Here is a 16,188-nt window from a genome sequence, read left to right as displayed (position 1 = left end):
GGGTATTAGACCAGACCGAAATCGGCAGCGGATTTCAGGATCTGCAGACCATGCCAGGCAATCATGAGTGGCACGACGTACACGGGGTTGGGCCGATCCAGGGTACTGATGCAGCGCAGGGTCACCGAGAGGATGTAGAACACCGTGAGCACCGCCTCCAGCCGGATCACCCAGCCCGGAAGTTGCAGGGCATCGAAGGCGATGACCTGAAGGTAATAGAGCGGTGCCAGTGCGGCGCTCGCCACCACCGTCGTGAAGATCGCCTCGGACAGCTGGGCCAGTGGGCTGGCCGGGGGCGGTGATCGCCACGTCCAGCCCAGCAGACCGGCGACACCGCAGATCAGCGAGACGCCGACGACGGCCCAGAAGTAGATCTCCAGCGCGAGGAGCCACACGCCCCGATTGTTCCATGAAGGTCAGGTCAAGGCGGGCAGGACTGGGGGAGGTCGGAACCGGTGGCTCACGTCGGGCCGTCGGTGAGCGTGACCTGAAGCGGCACGCGCTTGCCGATCTCGACGTCGGAGGCCCAGGTCAGGCCCACGCCGGCCCACGGCCGGGTGGTGGTCTCCGGAAGTTCCAGTGTGAGCAGACGCAGCAGCCGGCCGCGCCGGACGAGCACGGTGGCGGTCAGCTCCCCGGCCCGGATACAGCGGGCATTGATCGGGCAGCGGCTGTCCTGCACGCGCAGCAGCGTGACGGTCTGGTCGCCCAGGTGGCCGGTCTGTCCCGGCGTCAGGGTCACGGTGGCGGCGGCCGCCAGCGAGGAGCAGCCCAGGGTCAACAGGAGCAGGATGCGTCTCATGAGGACAGTGTCCAGCGTGGGCCTGAAGGCCACCTGACGGCGGGGCCTAGCCCAGCAGCGGTGTGTCGTCCGCCCCTGCCAGCGCCTGGAACTGCGCCGCCTTGTCGCTCAGATCCATGGCGGCGTAGCACTCCGCGAGCCGGGCGGCGAAGAACCGGGTTGCCCGCAGATCCTCGCGCTGCTCGGCGCTCTCCAGGCACTCGCGGTAGTGGAGCACGGCGAGGTGATAACGCGCTTCTGCGGCAGCATGCTCGGCACGGCAGTGGCTCATGCGGAGGGACACGATGTCGCGCTGTGCGCTGCTGACGACCTTCATAAACGGCAGTGTAAGCGGTCGGCCGTCCACGTGAATGAAAGATGAAGCAGCATTGGCAGCGTCATACACGCACTTCTTCGGCCCTGAACGAAATGGGGCACACGAATTACTGCAACGCGTCGTGCTGCCCGGCGGCCACACCCACAGATGGGTGGATGACCCGGTGCCGCTCAGACGATCCGCGCCCGGACACCCAAGGTCGGGAGGGTCACACCCTCCAGCACCACGCGCACCTCGCTGCCGAGCGGCGCGGACGAGCTGAGCTGGAGATCCAGCGCCAGTTCCGGGATCAGCAGCGTGGCCTGCGGCCCCCGGCGATCCACGACGATCGCCGTCCACTCGCGCTCCGGGTGGGCCGCCACGTGGCGCAGGGTGTGGTGGCGGCGGCTCAGGCGTTCGGACTGCCGCGTGGCATCGGCATTCAGTGCCGCCTGCGCGATGTGGGACGCCATCACGCGGCCGGGCATGGGATCGGCCCCGGCCAGGAAGGCCCGGAGCTGCTGGTGCACGACCAGATCCAGATAGCGGCGCATGGGGCTCGTGACCTGCACGTACACGTCCAGGCCCATGCCGTGGTGCGGGCCGGGCGACTGCTGGAAGCGCGTGCGGGCCAGAGTGCGGCGGCGGGCCCAGTGGGCGCTCAGGCCCTCGCCGCGCACCTCGCGGGTGGGGTGATCCTGCGTGGCGAAGGGCACCGGAATGCCGTTGTCGTCGGCGAAGATCGCCGCGCCCCAGCCGGCCAGGGTCATGCACTCCTGCACCACGAAGCGCATCTCGGGCTTGGGGGTGGGGGTGATCGTCACGCCGTGCTCGTCGGCCTTGAGGCGCACCTCCGGCAGGTCGATGCTGATGGCCCCCTCGCTCTCGCGCAGCGCACGGCTGGCCCGCGCGAGGCGTGCGAGCGCCACGAAGGCCGGGTCGCCCGCGTCCAGCCGCTGCTGCGCCTGCGTGTAGCTCAGGCGCGTGACCCGCACGGTCGTGAGCTGCACATCCACGGCGTCGGCGTTGCCCTCGGCGTCCAGATCCAGCGACACCGACAGCGCGGGCGAGGTGCCATGCAGGCCCAGGCCCGCCTGCTCGACCAGCGCGTCGGGCAGCATGCCGGTCGTCGAGTCCGGCAGGTACAGCGTCGCGCCGCGCGAGCGGGCCGCCTCGTCCAGTGGGCTGTCCGGGGGCACCAGGGCGGCCACGTCGGCCACGTGCACCCACAGGCGGGTCGCGCCTCCGGGCAGCGCCTCGGAGCCCACAGCATCGTCCGGATCGCGGTTGCCCTCGTCGTCGATGGCCCAGGCCTCCAGATGCGTCAGATCCAGCCGGGGCTCGTCGGGGAAGGGCGGGACGGGCAGGTTCAGGGGCACGGTGGTCGCGTGCAGCCGGTCGGCATAGGGCGTGCGCGACTCGGGCCACAGGCCCAGCCTCAGCAGCAGGGCGTGCGCGGCCTCGGGGGTCTCGCTGTAGCCCAACTCGCGCAGGGTGCGGCTCCTGTCCTGCTTCCCACGGGCCAGCAACTCGATCTCGGTGCGCTGGGCGGGAGTCAGATCCGGCAGGGGGGCAGTCATGTGCGTTCAGGATAGTGGGTCGGTGTCGGATGGGCAGGGTGTAAAGCCAGACTTTCCATCTGCCTGATTCTAGTCGGCCTGGGAGCCACCATGGCGCCGAGCTGTGCCCTTCGAGCCCATATTATCGAAATTAAGGTAGATCAAGTTTGACAATCTATAAAATATATGTTTCTATTTACCCAGGAGGCGAGCATGAGTGACAGTACCCAGCCCGAGGAATTCCGTGCACAGATCGAACGTCTGGTGGCCGATGGCAAACTCACCCCCGAGGAGGGCCAGGGGCTGCTGGAGGGCAGCACGCCCACGGGCAGCGAGTCCGGCCAGTCCCTGCAGTTCCGCGAGGTCGCGGAGGGCACGAACCCTGGCGACGTTCCCCCGGATCTGATCCTGGACGTGAGCGGCTACACCCTGCAGGTCGTGACTGACGGCGGGCTGAGCCAGCCGCAGCTGCACGCCAGCGAGGACGGCCGCGTGATGCTGGCTGCCACGCCGCAGGGCTGGCGCGTCGCCCGACGGCCAGGGCAGCCGCATGGCAGCTGGAACAATGTCCGCGCTGTCCTGAGCGTGCCCTTCGCCCCGCGCCACGTGCGGGCCGAGGTCAGCGGCGGCAACCTGACCCTGCCCGATGTGGGGGGCGAGATGATCGCCGAGGTCAACGGCGGCAATGTCCGCATGGGCCGTGCCGCCAGCCTGAAGGCCGACGTGAACGGCGGCAACCTGACGGCCGCCGAGATGGGCGGCCCCACCCACCTGAACGTCAACGGCGGCAACCTGTCGCTGACGGGTGCCCACAGCGTGAACGCCAGCGTGAACGGCGGCAACCTCAAGTGGGCGGGCGTGCTGTCCGGCGGCGACCACCGCCTGGAGGTCAACGCCGGCAACGCCACCCTGCACCTGAAGCAGGGCTCGTCGCTGCGCGTGGATGCCGACGTGACGGTCGGGGCCTTCAAGGCCGACTTTCCCACCCAGAAGACCGGTTCCTTTGTCACCACGCACCACGCCGGCCAGCTCGGCAGCGGTGAAGCCACCCTGAGCTGCCGTGTCGCGGCCGGTCAGGTCAAGCTCCACACCGCGTAAATCCCCGCCCCGCCGCCCACCCGCCCTCACCCGCCCAGGAGGCTTCATCATGACCACCACTTCCCACCGCAAGCCTGGTTCCCCTGCTGGATGGCGGGTGCGCCGCCGGCTGCCGGACACTGCCCTGCGGCCCATCGTCTCACGCACGGTTCAGCCCGTGCCCGCGCCGTCGGCGTGGCGGCGCCTGTGGGCCGCGCTGTGGAGGCACGAAACGCCCGAACAGCTGTACGCCCGTCATCAGCGCCGCGCGGCCCTGGCCCACCCGCTGGTCATGACGGTCGGCGGCCACCTGGCACTCACTCCGGCCCCGGACATGTCCCGGCCCGTCCGGAGCGTCCAGGCTGACCTGCCGTGACCGTACGCCTCATCCGCCCAAGGACACCCCTATGAAAGAGAAAGTCAAACGCATCCTTGACCTGATCCGGGCCGGCAAGCTCAGCCTGGAGGACGCCGCGCCCCTGCTGGCCGCGCTGAATTCCAGACTGGCCCTGACCGACAGCGACCGCGAATTCGTGGCCTCCCTGCTGGCCCGCGAGGAACTGAACACCGATCAGGTCGCCGAGCACCTGCTGCTGCTGCGTGGCCTGAACGACACGCCACCTGCGCCACCGCCGCCGCCCTATCCGCCCCGCCCGCCGCAGTCCGGCCCGGCCTACAGCTACACCTACGACAGCCGCCGGGGCCGGCGCGGTGGCCTGGATGACCTGGGCGAGCGACTGTCCGCACGGATCGAGCAGGTGGCTGCCCAGTTCGCCGGCCGCGCCGAACGCCTGGGTGAAGACGTGGAGGCCCATATGGAACGCTTTGCCGACGAACTCGAACGTGCCGTCGAGGGCAATGCCCCCCGTGCCGGCCGTGGCCCCTCGGGCCGCATCCTGCGGATTCAGGTCGAGTCCCAGCACGGAGACGAATACAGCGCCAACATCCCCGTGAGCCTCGCGCCGCACCTCGACCGTCTGATCCCGCCCCACGGACAGGCCGCGCTGGAGAGCGCCGGCTTCACCCTGGACGCCCTGCGGCTGCTGATCGAGGCGTCCCCCAGCCCCGGCCCCCTGATCGATGCCGAGGATCAGCACGGCAACGAAGTGCACATCTCGATCAAGTGATGCAGAGAGCTGACAGCAGAGGGCAGAGGGCCAGACATTCGGGGGCTCCGTGCCCTCTGCTCTCTGCTCTCTGCTTACCATGACCCGTATGCGCCCCCTGCCCCTGCCCTTTCCCGACGAGTCCGAGTCGCCGCTGGTCACCGAGCTGCGCTTTCCCACCAGCGGCGTGACCGTGCGCGGCGTGTTCGAGCTGAACGAGTTCGCGGTGCTGACCCCCGACAACCTGGAGTTCCTGCGGCTGTACATCCGCGTGCGCGGCAACCTGAAAGAGGTCGAGCGCGTGCTGGGTGTCAGCTACCCCACGGTGCGGGCCCGCTTCGACACGCTGCTGCGGGCCATCGGCTACGAGCCGGAGCTGGCCGACCCCCATGCCCAGGTGCTGAGCAGCCTGGAACGCGGCGAGATCACACCTGAGGAAGCGGCGAGGAAGCTGCGGCGCTGAGGCTCAGAACACCTTGCTGCCGATCTTCGCCGGCGTCGCCGGAGTCAGGAACGTGGCCTCGCCGCTGGCCGCCCCGGGGAACTGCACACCCAGGATCAGCACCTCAGACATGTTCTCGCCGATCTCGCGGGGCGCGAAGTTCAGCACGCCGACCACCTGCTTGCCCAGCAGCTCGGCCTCTGGATGCCCGGTGAAGCGGCCCACGCTGACGCGCCGTCCGAACTTCCCGAAGTCGATGGTCACGCGGTACGACGCTTTCGGTGCGCCTGGTGCAGGCTGCACGTCCACGACGGTGCCCAGCCGGATGTCCAGTCGGCCCAGGGTCTCCTCAAAGGTCACGGTGTCTTTCAGTTCGGTCGCCATGGATCAGGGTGGCACAGGGCAGCCCTACAGCACGCCCCGGTAGATCTCGTCCAGGGTCAGGCGGCGGCCCAGGCAGGGCAGATCGACCTCGCCCGTGCCCTCCAGATCGCTGAGTTTCCAGTCCTGGCCGTGGTGGCGGTAGGCGTAGACCCGCCGCGAGTGCTGCTCGACGATCAGAGCAGTTGTCCGTATTACAGCATCAGACCAACGGCGTCTGATGCTTCCATTCTTCCAACTGCTCAATGACATTCACTCGCTTCGCTCGGTCACAAAGAACGGATCTTTATGACAAATGCTCCAGGTACGTTTCCAGGCTGGGAATGGCGGTATACATGCCGTATTTGCCGAAGCGGTCATAGCGTGCCCAGAATGTTCGTCCCGATCAGCGTGTGTCGCTTACTGGCCCCGGCCTGGGCGTGCAGCGGATACACGAAGCCGCCCACATACTCCCGCTTATACGGACTCTTCTCCTCCGTCGCGAGGTATTCCTCCACGCTCATCGCTCTGGGCGGCGGCCCCGACATGGGTCTATGGTAACCGGCTCAGCAATGGGCTCAGGTCATCCCAGACCATGCGGATCTCGGTGAGCGGGCCATCGGTCTTTGAGCCGGCTTCCCGTGCGCCCTGCCGGGCGTACCACTGGCGGGTCGGGTTCACGTCCAGCACCCACAGGGCCAGATTGCGTGCGCCGCGGTCGGCCACTGCCTGCGTGACCGCCGCCAGCAGTGCCCGGCCGGTACCGTGGCCCTGAGAGGCCTGCAGACAGTACAGCGTCGTCAGTTCCGCGTCGTGGCCGGGGTGATCGCGGGGCGGCCCGGCCGAGGCGAAGGCGACCACCCTGCCCTCCTGCACGGCGATCCAGACGTCTTCCAGATGGTCTGCGATGGTGCGCTGCCAGTTCGCCTCGCGCCGTGCCCGCATGTCGTCGCTGGTCATGCGATTCAGGAAGTCGTCTGGGATGAGGCCCGCGTAGGTCTCGCGCCAGCTCGTGACATGAATGTGGGCGATACCGGGGGCGTCGGCAGGCGTGGCGGGGCGGATCGTGACGGCCATACGGCAGCATAGAAACAGGCGCGGGCGGGTGCCTGCGCCAGATAGCCTGCCTGCCGTTCAGTTCCCGGCGTCGATATAGCGCCGCAGGGCGTCCATCCGCACCACGATGGGCGTGCGGGCACGGACGATCGCGCCGTCCTGCTTGAGCTTGCCCAGTGAGTGGCTGACCGTCTCGCGGGTCGCGCCGACCATGCGGGCGATGTCCTCCTGATTGAGTTTCAGGTTCAGCTCCACACCCTGGTTGTGGGGGCGGCCAAATTCACGCGCCAGCCGGTACAGCAGGCTGGCGACGCGTTCCGGGGCCGAGTAGGCGTTCACGGTGGCCGTCCACGCCTGGGCCTCGAAGAACCGGGCGGCCATCAGGCGGATCAGTTTCATGGCAAGGTCTGGTTTGGTGTTCAGCAGTTTCTGCAGCTCCGCACGGGGGAGCACGATCAGCACGGTGCGCTCCAGGGCCTCGGCCTGCGTGGGGCGGCGTTCCTCGGGCTGCAGCAGCAGTTCCCCGAAGGTGTCGTGCTGCCCGATGACCCCCAGGATCGCCTCCTTGCCGTTGGGAAAGAGCTTGCTGATCTTCACGAGGCCGCTGCGCACGAAGTACAGGGCGTCGGCCGGGTCATCCATGCGGTAGATGACCTCGCCGGGCTGGAACGAGCGGTACGGCGTGGTGGCAGCCACACGTTCCAGTTCAGCCAGTTCCAGGTCGGCAAACAATTCTGTTCGCTTGAGGTGCCAGACCAGGCTCGGATAGTTCATGATCCGTCACAGGATACCTGAAAAATCCCGGCCCCACGCACGGAAGATCGTTCAACACCGATCGATCCGGGTGGGCGGCCGGTCAGTTGACATGAGTGCCCGGTGAACGGGAGGTGACAGCGGGCAGCCCACCGAGACGGAAGGCCACGTGACTTTCGGTCGAAAAAGTTTTATACTCAGTCCAAATAGTAGTGCGGGGAGGCCACCGTGAGGGTGGGCTGTCCCCATCCAAGGAGGAGCATCCATGCCCACGTACAAGGCCCCCCTGCGCGACATGAAATTCGTCATGACCGAACTGCTCGGCGCCGAGCAGCAGCTCCAGCAGATGCCGTACTATACCGGCAACGAGACCGCCGACGGCGACCTGATGGATCAGGTGCTGGGCGAGGCGGCGCGGTTCGTGGAGGGTGAACTCGTCGCCCTGAACCGTGTCGGTGACCAGGAAGGCTGCGTCCGCCACGACGACGGCGAGGTCACCACCCCCACCGGCTTCAAGGCCGCCTACAAGAAATACCGTGAGGCCGGCTGGACCGCCCTGGATGCCGACCCCGCCTACGGCGGGCAGGGCATGCCGCACCTCGTGAGCAACGCGCTGGTCGAGATGCTCAACTCCGCGAACGTCGCGTGGGGCATGTACCCCGGCCTGTCACACGGCGCGTACACCGCCCTGCATGCGGTCGGCAGCGACGACCTCAAGGATCTGTACCTGCCCAAGCTCGTCAGTGGCGAGTGGACCGGCACCATGTGCCTCACCGAACCCCACGCCGGCACCGACCTGGGCATCATCCGCACGAAGGCCACCGAGAACGGCGACGGCACCTACGCGATCACCGGCACCAAGATCTTCATCTCGGCCGGCGAGCACGACATGGCCGAGAACATCCTTCACCTCGTCTTGGCCCGCCTGGAGGGCAGCCCTCAGGGCACCAAGGGGATCTCGCTGTTCCTCGTGCCCAAGTACCTGCCCACGCCCGAGGGCAGGCCCGGTGAGCGCAACGGCGTCGTGTGCGGCAGCCTGGAGCACAAGATGGGCATCCATGGCAACGCCACCGCCGTCCTGAACTTCGACGGCGCCAAGGGGTTCCTGGTCGGCGAGATCAACAAGGGCATGAACCACATGTTCATCATGATGAACGCCGCCCGTCTGGGCACCGGTCTCCAGGGCCTGGGTCTGGGCGAGGTCGCGTATCAGAACGCCCTGGCCTACGCCAAGGATCGCCTCCAGATGCGCCACGAGCCCCGCGTGACCCCCGCAGAGAACGCCGACCCGATCCTCGTCCACCCGGACGTGCGCCGCATGCTGCTGACCGGCAAGGCCTACACCGAGGCCGGCCGCGCCATGGCCATGTGGCTGGCCCTGAGCATCGACACCGAGCACCACCACCCCGACGAGGGCAAGCGTCAGGAAGCGGCCGATCTGGTCGCCCTGCTGACCCCCATCGCCAAGGCCTTCATGACCGACAACGGCTTCAACGTTGCCGTGCAGAGCCAGCAGGTCTTCGGCGGCCACGGCTACATCCAGGAATGGGGCATGGAGCAGTTCGTCCGCGACGCCCGGATCGGCCAGATCTACGAGGGCACCAACGGCATCCAGGCCCTCGACCTGCTGGGCCGCAAGGTGCTCATGGACGGCGGCAAGAAGCTCCAGAAGCTCGCCGCGACCCTGCAGGAGTTCGTCGAGGAACACGAGGGCGACGAGCACATCGGCGAGTACGTGACCCAGCTCGGCAAGGCGGCGCAGCAGCTCGGCAGCCTGACCATGGTGATCGGCCAGAAGGCCATGGCCGAGGGCGGCGCCGACGAGGTGAACGCTGCCGCCGTGGACTACCTGCGGTTCTTCGGGCACGTCGTGTACGGCTACCTGTGGGCCCGCATGGCGAAGATCGCCCAGGACAACATCGACGCCGGCAACGACAGGGACGGCTTCTACCTGGCCAAGGTGCAGACCGCGAAGTTCTACTTCGCCAAGCTGTTCCCCGAGACCAAGGCCCTGGCCGCGACCATCAAGGCCGGCAACGAGACGCTGGCCGTGGACGACCGCGCCGTGTTCGGCTGGGAACACGGCCTTGTGAACGCGTAAACGTAGAGAGTCCACCCAGAGAACCGAACGCCGCGCCTCCGTCCACATCGGATGGGGGCGCGGTGCTGTCAACCGTGCATCCTGCCCCAGCTGTTCCTATCGTCGCGGGCCGGTATGCTCCCCCCATGGGCGACTTCCAGACGCTGCCGGCCGATCTTCCTGCGCCTGTGGACGACGGGGCCTGTGCCCACCTGACGGGGCAGCGCTGGCCAGCCCTGCCGCTGCCCGGCACGGACGGCCAGCAGCACGACGTGTCAGCGTGGCCGGGCCGCAGTGTGGTGTACGCCTATCCGAAGACCGCGCGGCCTGATCACGCCATGCCCGACGACTGGGACATGCTGCCGGGGGCACGTGGCTGCACGCCGCAGTCCTGTGCGTTCCGGAACCATCACGCCGAACTTGCGGCGGCCGGGGCGCGGGTGGTCGGCCTGAGCGTGCAGGACACCGCGTACCAGCAGGAGGCGGCGGCGCGGCTGCACCTGCCCTTTGCCCTGCTGTCCGACGCGGACATGGCCCTGGCGCAGGCGCTGGCCCTGCCGACTTTTGAGGCGGGCGGCGAGACGCTGCTGTGCCGCGTGACACTGATCGTGCGGGACGGCGTGATCGAGCATGTCTTCTATCCCGTGTTCCCACCAGACCGGAACGCGCAGGATGTCCTCGCGTGGCTGTCGGCCCACCCGGCCTGAGTACCCCCCCGCCGAACCGCAACCCCCCCGCGCTGGTCGGCGTATAAGAGAGTATGACCAAGCCGGTGAAACCCCAGACTGTCATCACGACCCAGCCTGCCGGTGATCTCGCGCCGCGCCGGGTGTCCGGGGGGCACATCGCGCTGGCGACGGGCGGGAGCCTGCTGGGCCTGACCGTGCTGGCGGGCGCGGTCGTGGCGCTGTTCAATGTGGCCCTGACGACCGTGACCATCGTGGCCTTCGGTGTGGCGGTGCTGGCCGTGATCGTCCTGATGCCGGCCCTCCTCCAGGCGCTGAATGCCTCGCGGGTGCGGGCCAGAGAGGCCGTGGCGCGGGCCATGCCGCTGGAGACCCTGATCGGGCAGCGCCAGCAGTTCGAGAACCTGATCACGGCCAAGGCCCAGCAGCTTCAGGAGGCCAACGGGCACCTCGCGGACTTCCGCCGCCTGATCGACGCGAACCGCGCGGACATGGACGCTGCCGACGTGGCCCGCTGGGAGGGCGACCTGCAGGTCAGTAAAGACGCCTTTGCCCGCGCCCAGACCCACCTGACCGACCTGAAGGCCGATCTGGTGGAATTCGACCGGCAGATCCGCAAGGCCCGGATCGACACGCAGCTCGCGCAGGCCAAGGGCAACGTCGCCTCGGCCTTGCAGCAGGCAAACCTGAGCGCGGAAGACCGCCACGTGACGGAATCGGCCCTGTCCGAGATCGCGCGGCGGGCCGGGCGCAACGCCGAACTGCTGGATCAGGCGCTCACGGCCGGTCAGGACAGCAGCCGTGCGGGTCGTGGGGGCACGCCTTGAACCGCTCCCGCGTGATCGGCACGCTGCTCGGCCTGATTCTGGTGGCGTGCGTGGCGGTGATCGTGCTGGATCAGCTCGGAGCCTTCGGCGGTGCCCAGAACGCGACCACCCCCACCCCGGCCTCGCCCAGTGCGCCCGTGGGAACGCCCAGCACCGGCGACGGCTATGGCGACCTGAAATGACCCCTATCTGGAGGACCGACGTGAAAGCACTCGCCCTGACCCTCGCCCTGACGCTCCCCGCCGCGCAGGCCGCCCCCGCCACCTTCCTGAACGTGGCGACCGGCAGCCCGACCGGCACCTACGCGGCCATGTTCAAGAACATCGGCGTGCAGTGCGCCCAGAGCGCGTATCTGAAAGAACGCGGCACCAGCGGCAGCCTGGAGAACATCGACCTGCTCCTGAGCAATCAGGTGTCACTGGCCTTCGTGCAGAGCGACGTCCTGAAGGCCAAGCAGCAGATTGATCAGGATCCCCGCGTGGAGAACATCCGGGCGCTGCTGCCCCTGCACGCCGAGGAAGTCCACCTGTTCGCGAAGCCGGCGGTCGTGAAGAAGAACATCTTCGGCAAGACCACCACGACCGGCGTGACCACCTTCGCTGACCTGAAGGGCAAGCGCGTGGCGGCGTGGGGCGGCAGCCTGATCACCGCCAAGGTGCTGAGCGCCAAGCTGGGCGTGGCCTACACCATCCTGAGCGTGAAAGACCGGGACGCCGCCTTCGCGGCCCTGAACGGCGGCCAGGCCGACGCCGTGCTGGCCGTGGTCGGACAGCCCGCCACGTGGGTTCGGGATCTGAACCCCGCCGCCGTGAATATGGTGCCGGTGCCGTTCAATGCCGCGCTGGACGGGATTTATTCCAGCGCCAAGCTGCTGTACCCGAACCTCGGGGCGGGCAGCGTGCCCACCGTCGCCGTACAGAGCGTCCTGGCCACCCGCGACTTCAAGACGGCCGACAAGAAGAAGATCCTGCTGGACTACCAGAAGTGCGCCATCGCCAAACTGGTGAACCTTCAGGAAGACGAGGGCATGCACCCCAAGTGGCAGGAAGTGACCTTCAAGACCTGGCCGTGGCCGCAGTACAAGTGAGGAGGGGCTGAGGGCTGAGAGCAGACGGCAGACGGCAGACAGAAGAGGGATGAAGGGCGCTTCCGGGTGGGAGCGCCCTGTGCGTCACTCCGCACCGTGGAACGAGCTGAGCGTGTGGGACAGGCTGCGTGGACTGGTGTCGGCTGCGTGGAAGGCCAGGATGGCGAGGGTGCAGGGCTGTCCATTCGGGCTGTGACCCTCCGCATATGCCTCTGCCAGCAGGGCGCTCAGGGCACGGGCAAGGCGCTGATACCGGTCTGGAGAGGGCCAAGGGTCACGCTGTCGAGATGCGCCAGGTGTGCTTCGGGGCTGCGCGAATCCGGTAGGTCGGGCAGCGGTGGTTGCAGGTCTCCTGTAACGAACCCGTACGAGTCCTCCTCGCTGTCGTGCATGAATGTCCATGAACGTTCGTAGGCCGTCAGCAAAGCGGCGCTGGTGGCTGTCACGTCCGCAGCCCCGCTGTTCTCACTGTCCGGTGGCGGGATCAGGGTGCTGGGCACCCGGAACTCCCGCGCCGTGAGCTGGTCGTGCACCTTCCCCTCGCCGCTGTTCGTGCAGCAGGCCCAGGGCGGCCAGTTTCCGGGCGTGGTGGTGGGCCAGGTTCGCAGCCATGCCGGCCGATCCGGCCACGCTGCTGGGCGACTGCGGCTGCACGAACAGGCCCAGGAAGGCGTGGTGCTGGCGCAGGGCGCGGGCCGCGTGGGGGTCGGTGATGCGCCGGGGGTCGTGCAGGGTCATGGCAGGAGTGTGACGCCCCAGATTTCAGTGCGCCATGCCCGCCGCTGAACCTCCTTTTGGACGGTGTGACGACGGACTCAGCCATCGTCAGGTGGCGCGTGGTACCACTACGGCATATGCGTGTTCCGCTTGCCCTGAGTGCCCTGATCCTGCTCCCGCTGGCCGGGCCGGCGCGGGCGGTGCCGGTGGCCGCCGATATCGAGCGGGTGGCGGTGCGGGCGGCGCAGGTGCTGGACGGCGTGCTCCGGGACTGCCCGGCGAGTTTCGTGAAGATCGGCTCCGAGGCCAAGCGCTGCGTGGGCGTGGCCAGCACGGTCGAGGAGGTGCGCGTGACGCTCGGCGCAGCGCTGTCCGGCGACCTGTACGGCGTGTGGCGCAGCCGGGATGGGCAGGTCAGCGTGTTCAACTGGACGAAGACCCCGGCCGGCTACGTGTACCTGCGCGTGCAGCCCGATCCGGACGGACGGGCCCGCACGCTCGTGTACGTGGACGTGCCGCCCGGCAGTGCGCCTGCGTCCGGGACACAGATCGGCAGCGTGACCCTGACGCCCGTGCCCGGCAGTGGGCCGGCAGACGCGCCGGCCACGGCGGGCGCCGTGGCACCGGTGCCATCCACCCCACCGCCCGCCAGCCCAGCACCCGCCACCCCGACGCCGACCACGTCAGCACCGGCCGCAGAGACCGCAGCCCCGGTGCCGTTCCGGCGGGTGCTGGGAGTGGCGACGCCGCGCATGAACGGCTCGGACGTCCTGGCCGTGCAGAACCGGCTGATCAGTCTCATGCGTCCGGCCCGGCCCGGTCGGGGGGACGGGTGGTTCGGGCCGGTCACCGCCGCCACGGTGCGCGCCTTTCAGCAGTCCAATGGCCTGCCCGTCACCGGGCGCGTCGACCAGGCGACGTGGAACCGCCTGTTCTCGGCCAGTGCGCGGCCGTATACACCGCCCAGCACGCCCTGACCGGCACTCCCACCCCCGGCATCCGGACTCACCCACCGTGTGCCCCGGACTGCGGGGAATGGGGCGCGGCTGCGGTCATGGATCTGCATGAAGGCAGATGGTATGAGTGACGTATGTCAGGTTCATTGCGTGTGGCGGTTTCCTGTGTGCTGGCCGCAGGAACTGTGAGGGCGGCCGCTCGCTTCTCACGGGCGGTACCGCAAGAATGGGTGGCCATGAAGGCACCTGCCATCCTGCTCTCATCGGCGCTGCTCCTGGGAGCTGGGTCGGCCCAGACTGGCCTGCCGGCACGGCCGGACGCGGCCGGCAGCCCGGCGCCCCTGACCCTGACCGGGGTACAGAACGCCACCTTCGGCCAGCCCCGCTTCAGCAGTGTGGGCGGCACCACGCGGGTCGTGTTCGATCTTCAGGCTGGCGTGACGTATACGCTGACCCCCACGTTCACCGGCCTGCGGGTGGATGTGCAGGGTGCGCGGGTGCTGCCGTCGGTGGCGGCGCGCACGGGCAGTGTCACCGAGTACCGTGCCGGGGGCGGACAGGTCACGCTGATCACGCCCTTCCCGCTGTCCATGACCGAGGGCTGGCGGGCCAGCGAGGCGACCCTGGCGACCGGCACCCGCGTCCTGATCATGGAGTTCGGTGCATCCCTCAGCGGCGGGGCGTCGGAGGGCCTGCGCGGCGCGGTGCGGGCGGCCGCCCTGCCCAGCACGCCCGAGGCGCAGGCTGTGCTGGAGGCGCCGCTGGGGGGCACACCCTCGGCGGCGGCGGTCACGGCCGGGTCGGCCGCCACGCCAGCGGCGGTGGTCACGCCTGGCCCGGCGGCCCCGGTGGCGGGCAGCGGTCCGGATCTGGTCGACAGCGCCCCGCCCGGCGACTCGGTGGCACCGGCCCGGCCGGGAACCACGCTGCCCCCCGCGCCGGCACTGCCCAGTGCGAACGCGAACCAGCCCAGCGACGTGACCGGACAGGTGGCCGGCCGGGTGGTGCCCGGTGCCCTGCTGGGGGCACCCCGGATTGGCAAGAATCCCGGTCAGACCCGTGTGGTGCTGGATCTGCCGCCCGGCAGCACGTACCACATCATCCCGGGCAGCGTGGGCCTGCGCCTGGAACTGACCGGCGTGGACACCATGGCACAGGCACAGAGCGGGGTCAGCCCGGAACTGCGGTCGTGGCGCTACGAGCGCACCCTGGGCGGCGTGGCGGTCACCTTCGAGACGGGGACGCCCGCCGGCGCGCGCAGTGGGTGGCGCGCGCAGCTGCTGTCGCCGGCCAGCGGCGACCGTTCACGTCTGGTGATCGACCTGTCCCCCGCTCTGGCCGACCTCACGCCGCTGCTGCCCGCTCAGCGCGTGATCGCGGCCGTGCCGCCGGTGCCCGCCACCAGCGGTCTGGCGATCCTGGCCCTCACGCCGTCGTACGTCAGGCCGCGCGTCGTGATCGATCCCGGCCACGGTGGCCGCGATCCGGGGGCAGTGGGCAGCGTCGTCGAGAAGGAGGTGACGCTGAACGTCGCCCTGCGGGTGCGTGACCTGCTCAGCGCCGCCGGCGTGGATGTGGTGCTCACCCGCGACACCGACCGGCAACTGCACGCCACCAAGACGGTGGATCTCCAGCAGCGGGCCGCCCTGGGAACCCCCGGCACGCAGCTGTTCGTGAGCATCCACGTGAACGCCATGGAGGCCAGAACCGCGCTGCGCGGCTACGGGATCGAGACGTGGTGGAATCCCAACCATCCACGCTCGGCGGCGCTGGCCGGGCTGCTCCAGCGCAACATGGTGGCGGTCACCGGGGCCTTCAGCCAGGGCCTGAAGAACAGCCAGTCGCTGTCCGTGCTGCGGAACAGCCGCATTCCGGCCGCGCTGGTCGAGATCGGCTTCGCGAGTCATCCGGTGGATGGTCTGAACCTCAAGGACGCCAACTACCTCGACCGGGTCGCCGTGGGGCTGGCGCAGGGCATCCGCGAGGCGCTGGTGACCGGGGCCACCGCCAGTGGCCGCTGAACCGACGGGTGCAGGCCCGGCCACCTTCCAGGCGCGGGTGCTGGCGCTGGTCGCCCGCATTCCACCCGGCCGCGTGATGACCTACGGCCAACTGGCCCTGCTGGCCGGGGCTCCCGGCGCAGCGCGGCAGGCCGGGCAGGTGCTGAACGGGTTGATGGGCCACACGGAACTGCCGTGGCAGCGGGTGATCAATGCCCAGGGGCGGATCAGTACCTACAAGGTCGGGGTGGGTGAGGTGCAGGAGGGGCTGCTGCGGGCCGAGGGGGTGGCCTTCGACGACACCGGCCGCTGCGATCTGGACACCCTGCAATGGTGGCCAGAGGACGCGCCTGATCGCGCCGTGCCGCCTGCACCCCTGTGGTAG

22 protein-coding genes are annotated in these 16,188 nt (G+C 69.0%); 12 read left to right on the top strand and 10 right to left on the bottom strand.

All coding sequences use genetic code 11. The features are described from left to right. Positions 1 to 5: 5 nt before the first annotated feature. The 4 genes from U2P90_RS17420 to U2P90_RS17405 all read right to left on the bottom strand — a co-directional run bounded on the left by U2P90_RS17420 (position 6) and on the right by U2P90_RS17405 (position 2,677). Positions 6 to 395, bottom strand: coding sequence for a hypothetical protein (locus U2P90_RS17420; RefSeq protein WP_322473119.1), 390 nt, complete (start codon positions 393 to 395; stop codon positions 6 to 8). 65 nt (positions 396 to 460) lie between these two features. Continuing rightward, complete coding sequence (locus tag U2P90_RS17415) at positions 461 to 802, bottom strand: hypothetical protein (RefSeq protein WP_295819627.1); 342 nt, start codon at positions 800 to 802, stop codon at positions 461 to 463. Between the two features lie 46 nt (positions 803 to 848). Beyond that, positions 849 to 1,118: a hypothetical protein gene (locus tag U2P90_RS17410; RefSeq protein WP_295819630.1), complete on the bottom strand. Its 270-nt coding sequence runs from the start codon at positions 1,116 to 1,118 to the stop codon at positions 849 to 851. Between the two features lie 170 nt (positions 1,119 to 1,288). After that, on the bottom strand, positions 1,289 to 2,677 hold the full coding sequence (locus U2P90_RS17405) for an RNB domain-containing ribonuclease (protein ID WP_322473118.1): 1,389 nt from the start codon (positions 2,675 to 2,677) through the stop codon (positions 1,289 to 1,291). A gap of 192 nt (positions 2,678 to 2,869) precedes the next feature. Between U2P90_RS17405 and U2P90_RS17400 the strand changes: the two genes are divergently transcribed. The 4 genes from U2P90_RS17400 (at position 2,870) to U2P90_RS17385 (ending at position 5,302) form a co-directional block, all read left to right on the top strand. Continuing rightward, on the top strand, positions 2,870 to 3,754 hold the full coding sequence (locus U2P90_RS17400) for a hypothetical protein (protein ID WP_322473117.1): 885 nt from the start codon (positions 2,870 to 2,872) through the stop codon (positions 3,752 to 3,754). 49 nt (positions 3,755 to 3,803) lie between these two features. Then, positions 3,804 to 4,109 (top strand): hypothetical protein, encoded by a 306-nt coding sequence (locus U2P90_RS17395; RefSeq protein WP_322473116.1) that lies wholly within the window; start codon positions 3,804 to 3,806, stop codon positions 4,107 to 4,109. Between the two features lie 31 nt (positions 4,110 to 4,140). Beyond that, the gene (locus U2P90_RS17390; protein WP_295819639.1) at positions 4,141 to 4,860 is read left to right on the top strand and encodes an SHOCT-like domain-containing protein; all 720 of its coding nucleotides are present in this window, start codon (positions 4,141 to 4,143) and stop codon (positions 4,858 to 4,860) included. Positions 4,861 to 4,948: 88 nt separating this feature from the next. Next, on the top strand, positions 4,949 to 5,302 hold the full coding sequence (locus tag U2P90_RS17385) for a DUF2089 domain-containing protein (protein WP_295819642.1): 354 nt from the start codon (positions 4,949 to 4,951) through the stop codon (positions 5,300 to 5,302). A gap of 3 nt (positions 5,303 to 5,305) precedes the next feature. Here the strand turns inward: U2P90_RS17385 and U2P90_RS17380 are convergent, their stop codons facing one another. From U2P90_RS17380 to U2P90_RS17360, 5 genes are all read right to left on the bottom strand, one after another. Then, complete coding sequence (locus tag U2P90_RS17380; protein WP_295819645.1) at positions 5,306 to 5,665, bottom strand: tRNA-binding protein; 360 nt, start codon at positions 5,663 to 5,665, stop codon at positions 5,306 to 5,308. A gap of 24 nt (positions 5,666 to 5,689) precedes the next feature. Then, positions 5,690 to 5,914, bottom strand: coding sequence for a hypothetical protein (locus tag U2P90_RS17375; RefSeq protein WP_322473115.1), 225 nt, complete (start codon positions 5,912 to 5,914; stop codon positions 5,690 to 5,692). Positions 5,915 to 6,018: 104 nt separating this feature from the next. Beyond that, positions 6,019 to 6,189, bottom strand: a complete 171-nt coding sequence (locus U2P90_RS17370) for a hypothetical protein (RefSeq protein WP_322473114.1) — start codon at positions 6,187 to 6,189, stop codon at positions 6,019 to 6,021. A gap of 4 nt (positions 6,190 to 6,193) precedes the next feature. After that, positions 6,194 to 6,718: a GNAT family N-acetyltransferase gene (locus U2P90_RS17365; protein ID WP_322473113.1), complete on the bottom strand. Its 525-nt coding sequence runs from the start codon at positions 6,716 to 6,718 to the stop codon at positions 6,194 to 6,196. Between the two features lie 57 nt (positions 6,719 to 6,775). Further along, complete coding sequence (locus U2P90_RS17360; protein ID WP_295819651.1) at positions 6,776 to 7,471, bottom strand: Crp/Fnr family transcriptional regulator; 696 nt, start codon at positions 7,469 to 7,471, stop codon at positions 6,776 to 6,778. 244 nt (positions 7,472 to 7,715) lie between these two features. Here U2P90_RS17360 and U2P90_RS17355 point away from each other — a divergent pair, with 244 nt between their 5' ends. From U2P90_RS17355 to U2P90_RS17335, 5 genes are all read left to right on the top strand, one after another. Further along, positions 7,716 to 9,551, top strand: coding sequence for an acyl-CoA dehydrogenase C-terminal domain-containing protein (locus U2P90_RS17355; protein ID WP_322473112.1), 1,836 nt, complete (start codon positions 7,716 to 7,718; stop codon positions 9,549 to 9,551). Between the two features lie 125 nt (positions 9,552 to 9,676). Next, positions 9,677 to 10,237: a peroxiredoxin gene (locus U2P90_RS17350; RefSeq protein WP_322473111.1), complete on the top strand. Its 561-nt coding sequence runs from the start codon at positions 9,677 to 9,679 to the stop codon at positions 10,235 to 10,237. 53 nt (positions 10,238 to 10,290) lie between these two features. Next, positions 10,291 to 11,043 carry a hypothetical protein gene (locus U2P90_RS17345; protein ID WP_322473110.1) on the top strand — a complete coding sequence of 251 codons (753 nt, stop codon included), beginning with the start codon at positions 10,291 to 10,293 and terminating at the stop codon, positions 11,041 to 11,043. Further along, positions 11,040 to 11,225 (top strand): hypothetical protein, encoded by a 186-nt coding sequence (locus U2P90_RS17340; RefSeq protein WP_322473109.1) that lies wholly within the window; start codon positions 11,040 to 11,042, stop codon positions 11,223 to 11,225. Before U2P90_RS17345 ends, U2P90_RS17340 begins: the two co-directional genes overlap by 4 nt. Positions 11,226 to 11,245: 20 nt before the next feature. Continuing rightward, positions 11,246 to 12,130 carry a TAXI family TRAP transporter solute-binding subunit gene (locus tag U2P90_RS17335; RefSeq protein ID WP_295819663.1) on the top strand — a complete coding sequence of 295 codons (885 nt, stop codon included), beginning with the start codon at positions 11,246 to 11,248 and terminating at the stop codon, positions 12,128 to 12,130. A 465-nt stretch (positions 12,131 to 12,595) separates the two neighbouring features. On the opposite strand, the gene U2P90_RS17330 is transcribed toward U2P90_RS17335, so the two are convergent. Then, positions 12,596 to 12,868, bottom strand: coding sequence for a hypothetical protein (locus U2P90_RS17330; protein ID WP_322473108.1), 273 nt, complete (start codon positions 12,866 to 12,868; stop codon positions 12,596 to 12,598). A gap of 116 nt (positions 12,869 to 12,984) precedes the next feature. Between U2P90_RS17330 and U2P90_RS17325 the strand changes: the two genes are divergently transcribed. The 3 genes from U2P90_RS17325 to U2P90_RS17315 all read left to right on the top strand — a co-directional run bounded on the left by U2P90_RS17325 (position 12,985) and on the right by U2P90_RS17315 (position 16,188). Beyond that, the gene (locus U2P90_RS17325) at positions 12,985 to 13,824 is read left to right on the top strand and encodes a peptidoglycan-binding domain-containing protein (RefSeq protein ID WP_322473107.1); all 840 of its coding nucleotides are present in this window, start codon (positions 12,985 to 12,987) and stop codon (positions 13,822 to 13,824) included. Between the two features lie 215 nt (positions 13,825 to 14,039). Beyond that, positions 14,040 to 15,824 carry an N-acetylmuramoyl-L-alanine amidase gene (locus U2P90_RS17320; protein ID WP_322473106.1) on the top strand — a complete coding sequence of 595 codons (1,785 nt, stop codon included), beginning with the start codon at positions 14,040 to 14,042 and terminating at the stop codon, positions 15,822 to 15,824. Next, positions 15,814 to 16,188 (top strand): MGMT family protein, encoded by a 375-nt coding sequence (locus U2P90_RS17315; RefSeq protein ID WP_295821753.1) that lies wholly within the window; start codon positions 15,814 to 15,816, stop codon positions 16,186 to 16,188. Before U2P90_RS17320 ends, U2P90_RS17315 begins: the two co-directional genes overlap by 11 nt.

Origin of the sequence: Deinococcus sp. AB2017081, from assembly GCF_034440735.1 — a bacterium.
Lineage (GTDB): Bacteria > Deinococcota > Deinococci > Deinococcales > Deinococcaceae > Deinococcus > Deinococcus rufus.
This window is presented reverse-complemented; position numbering and strand designations above follow the sequence as displayed.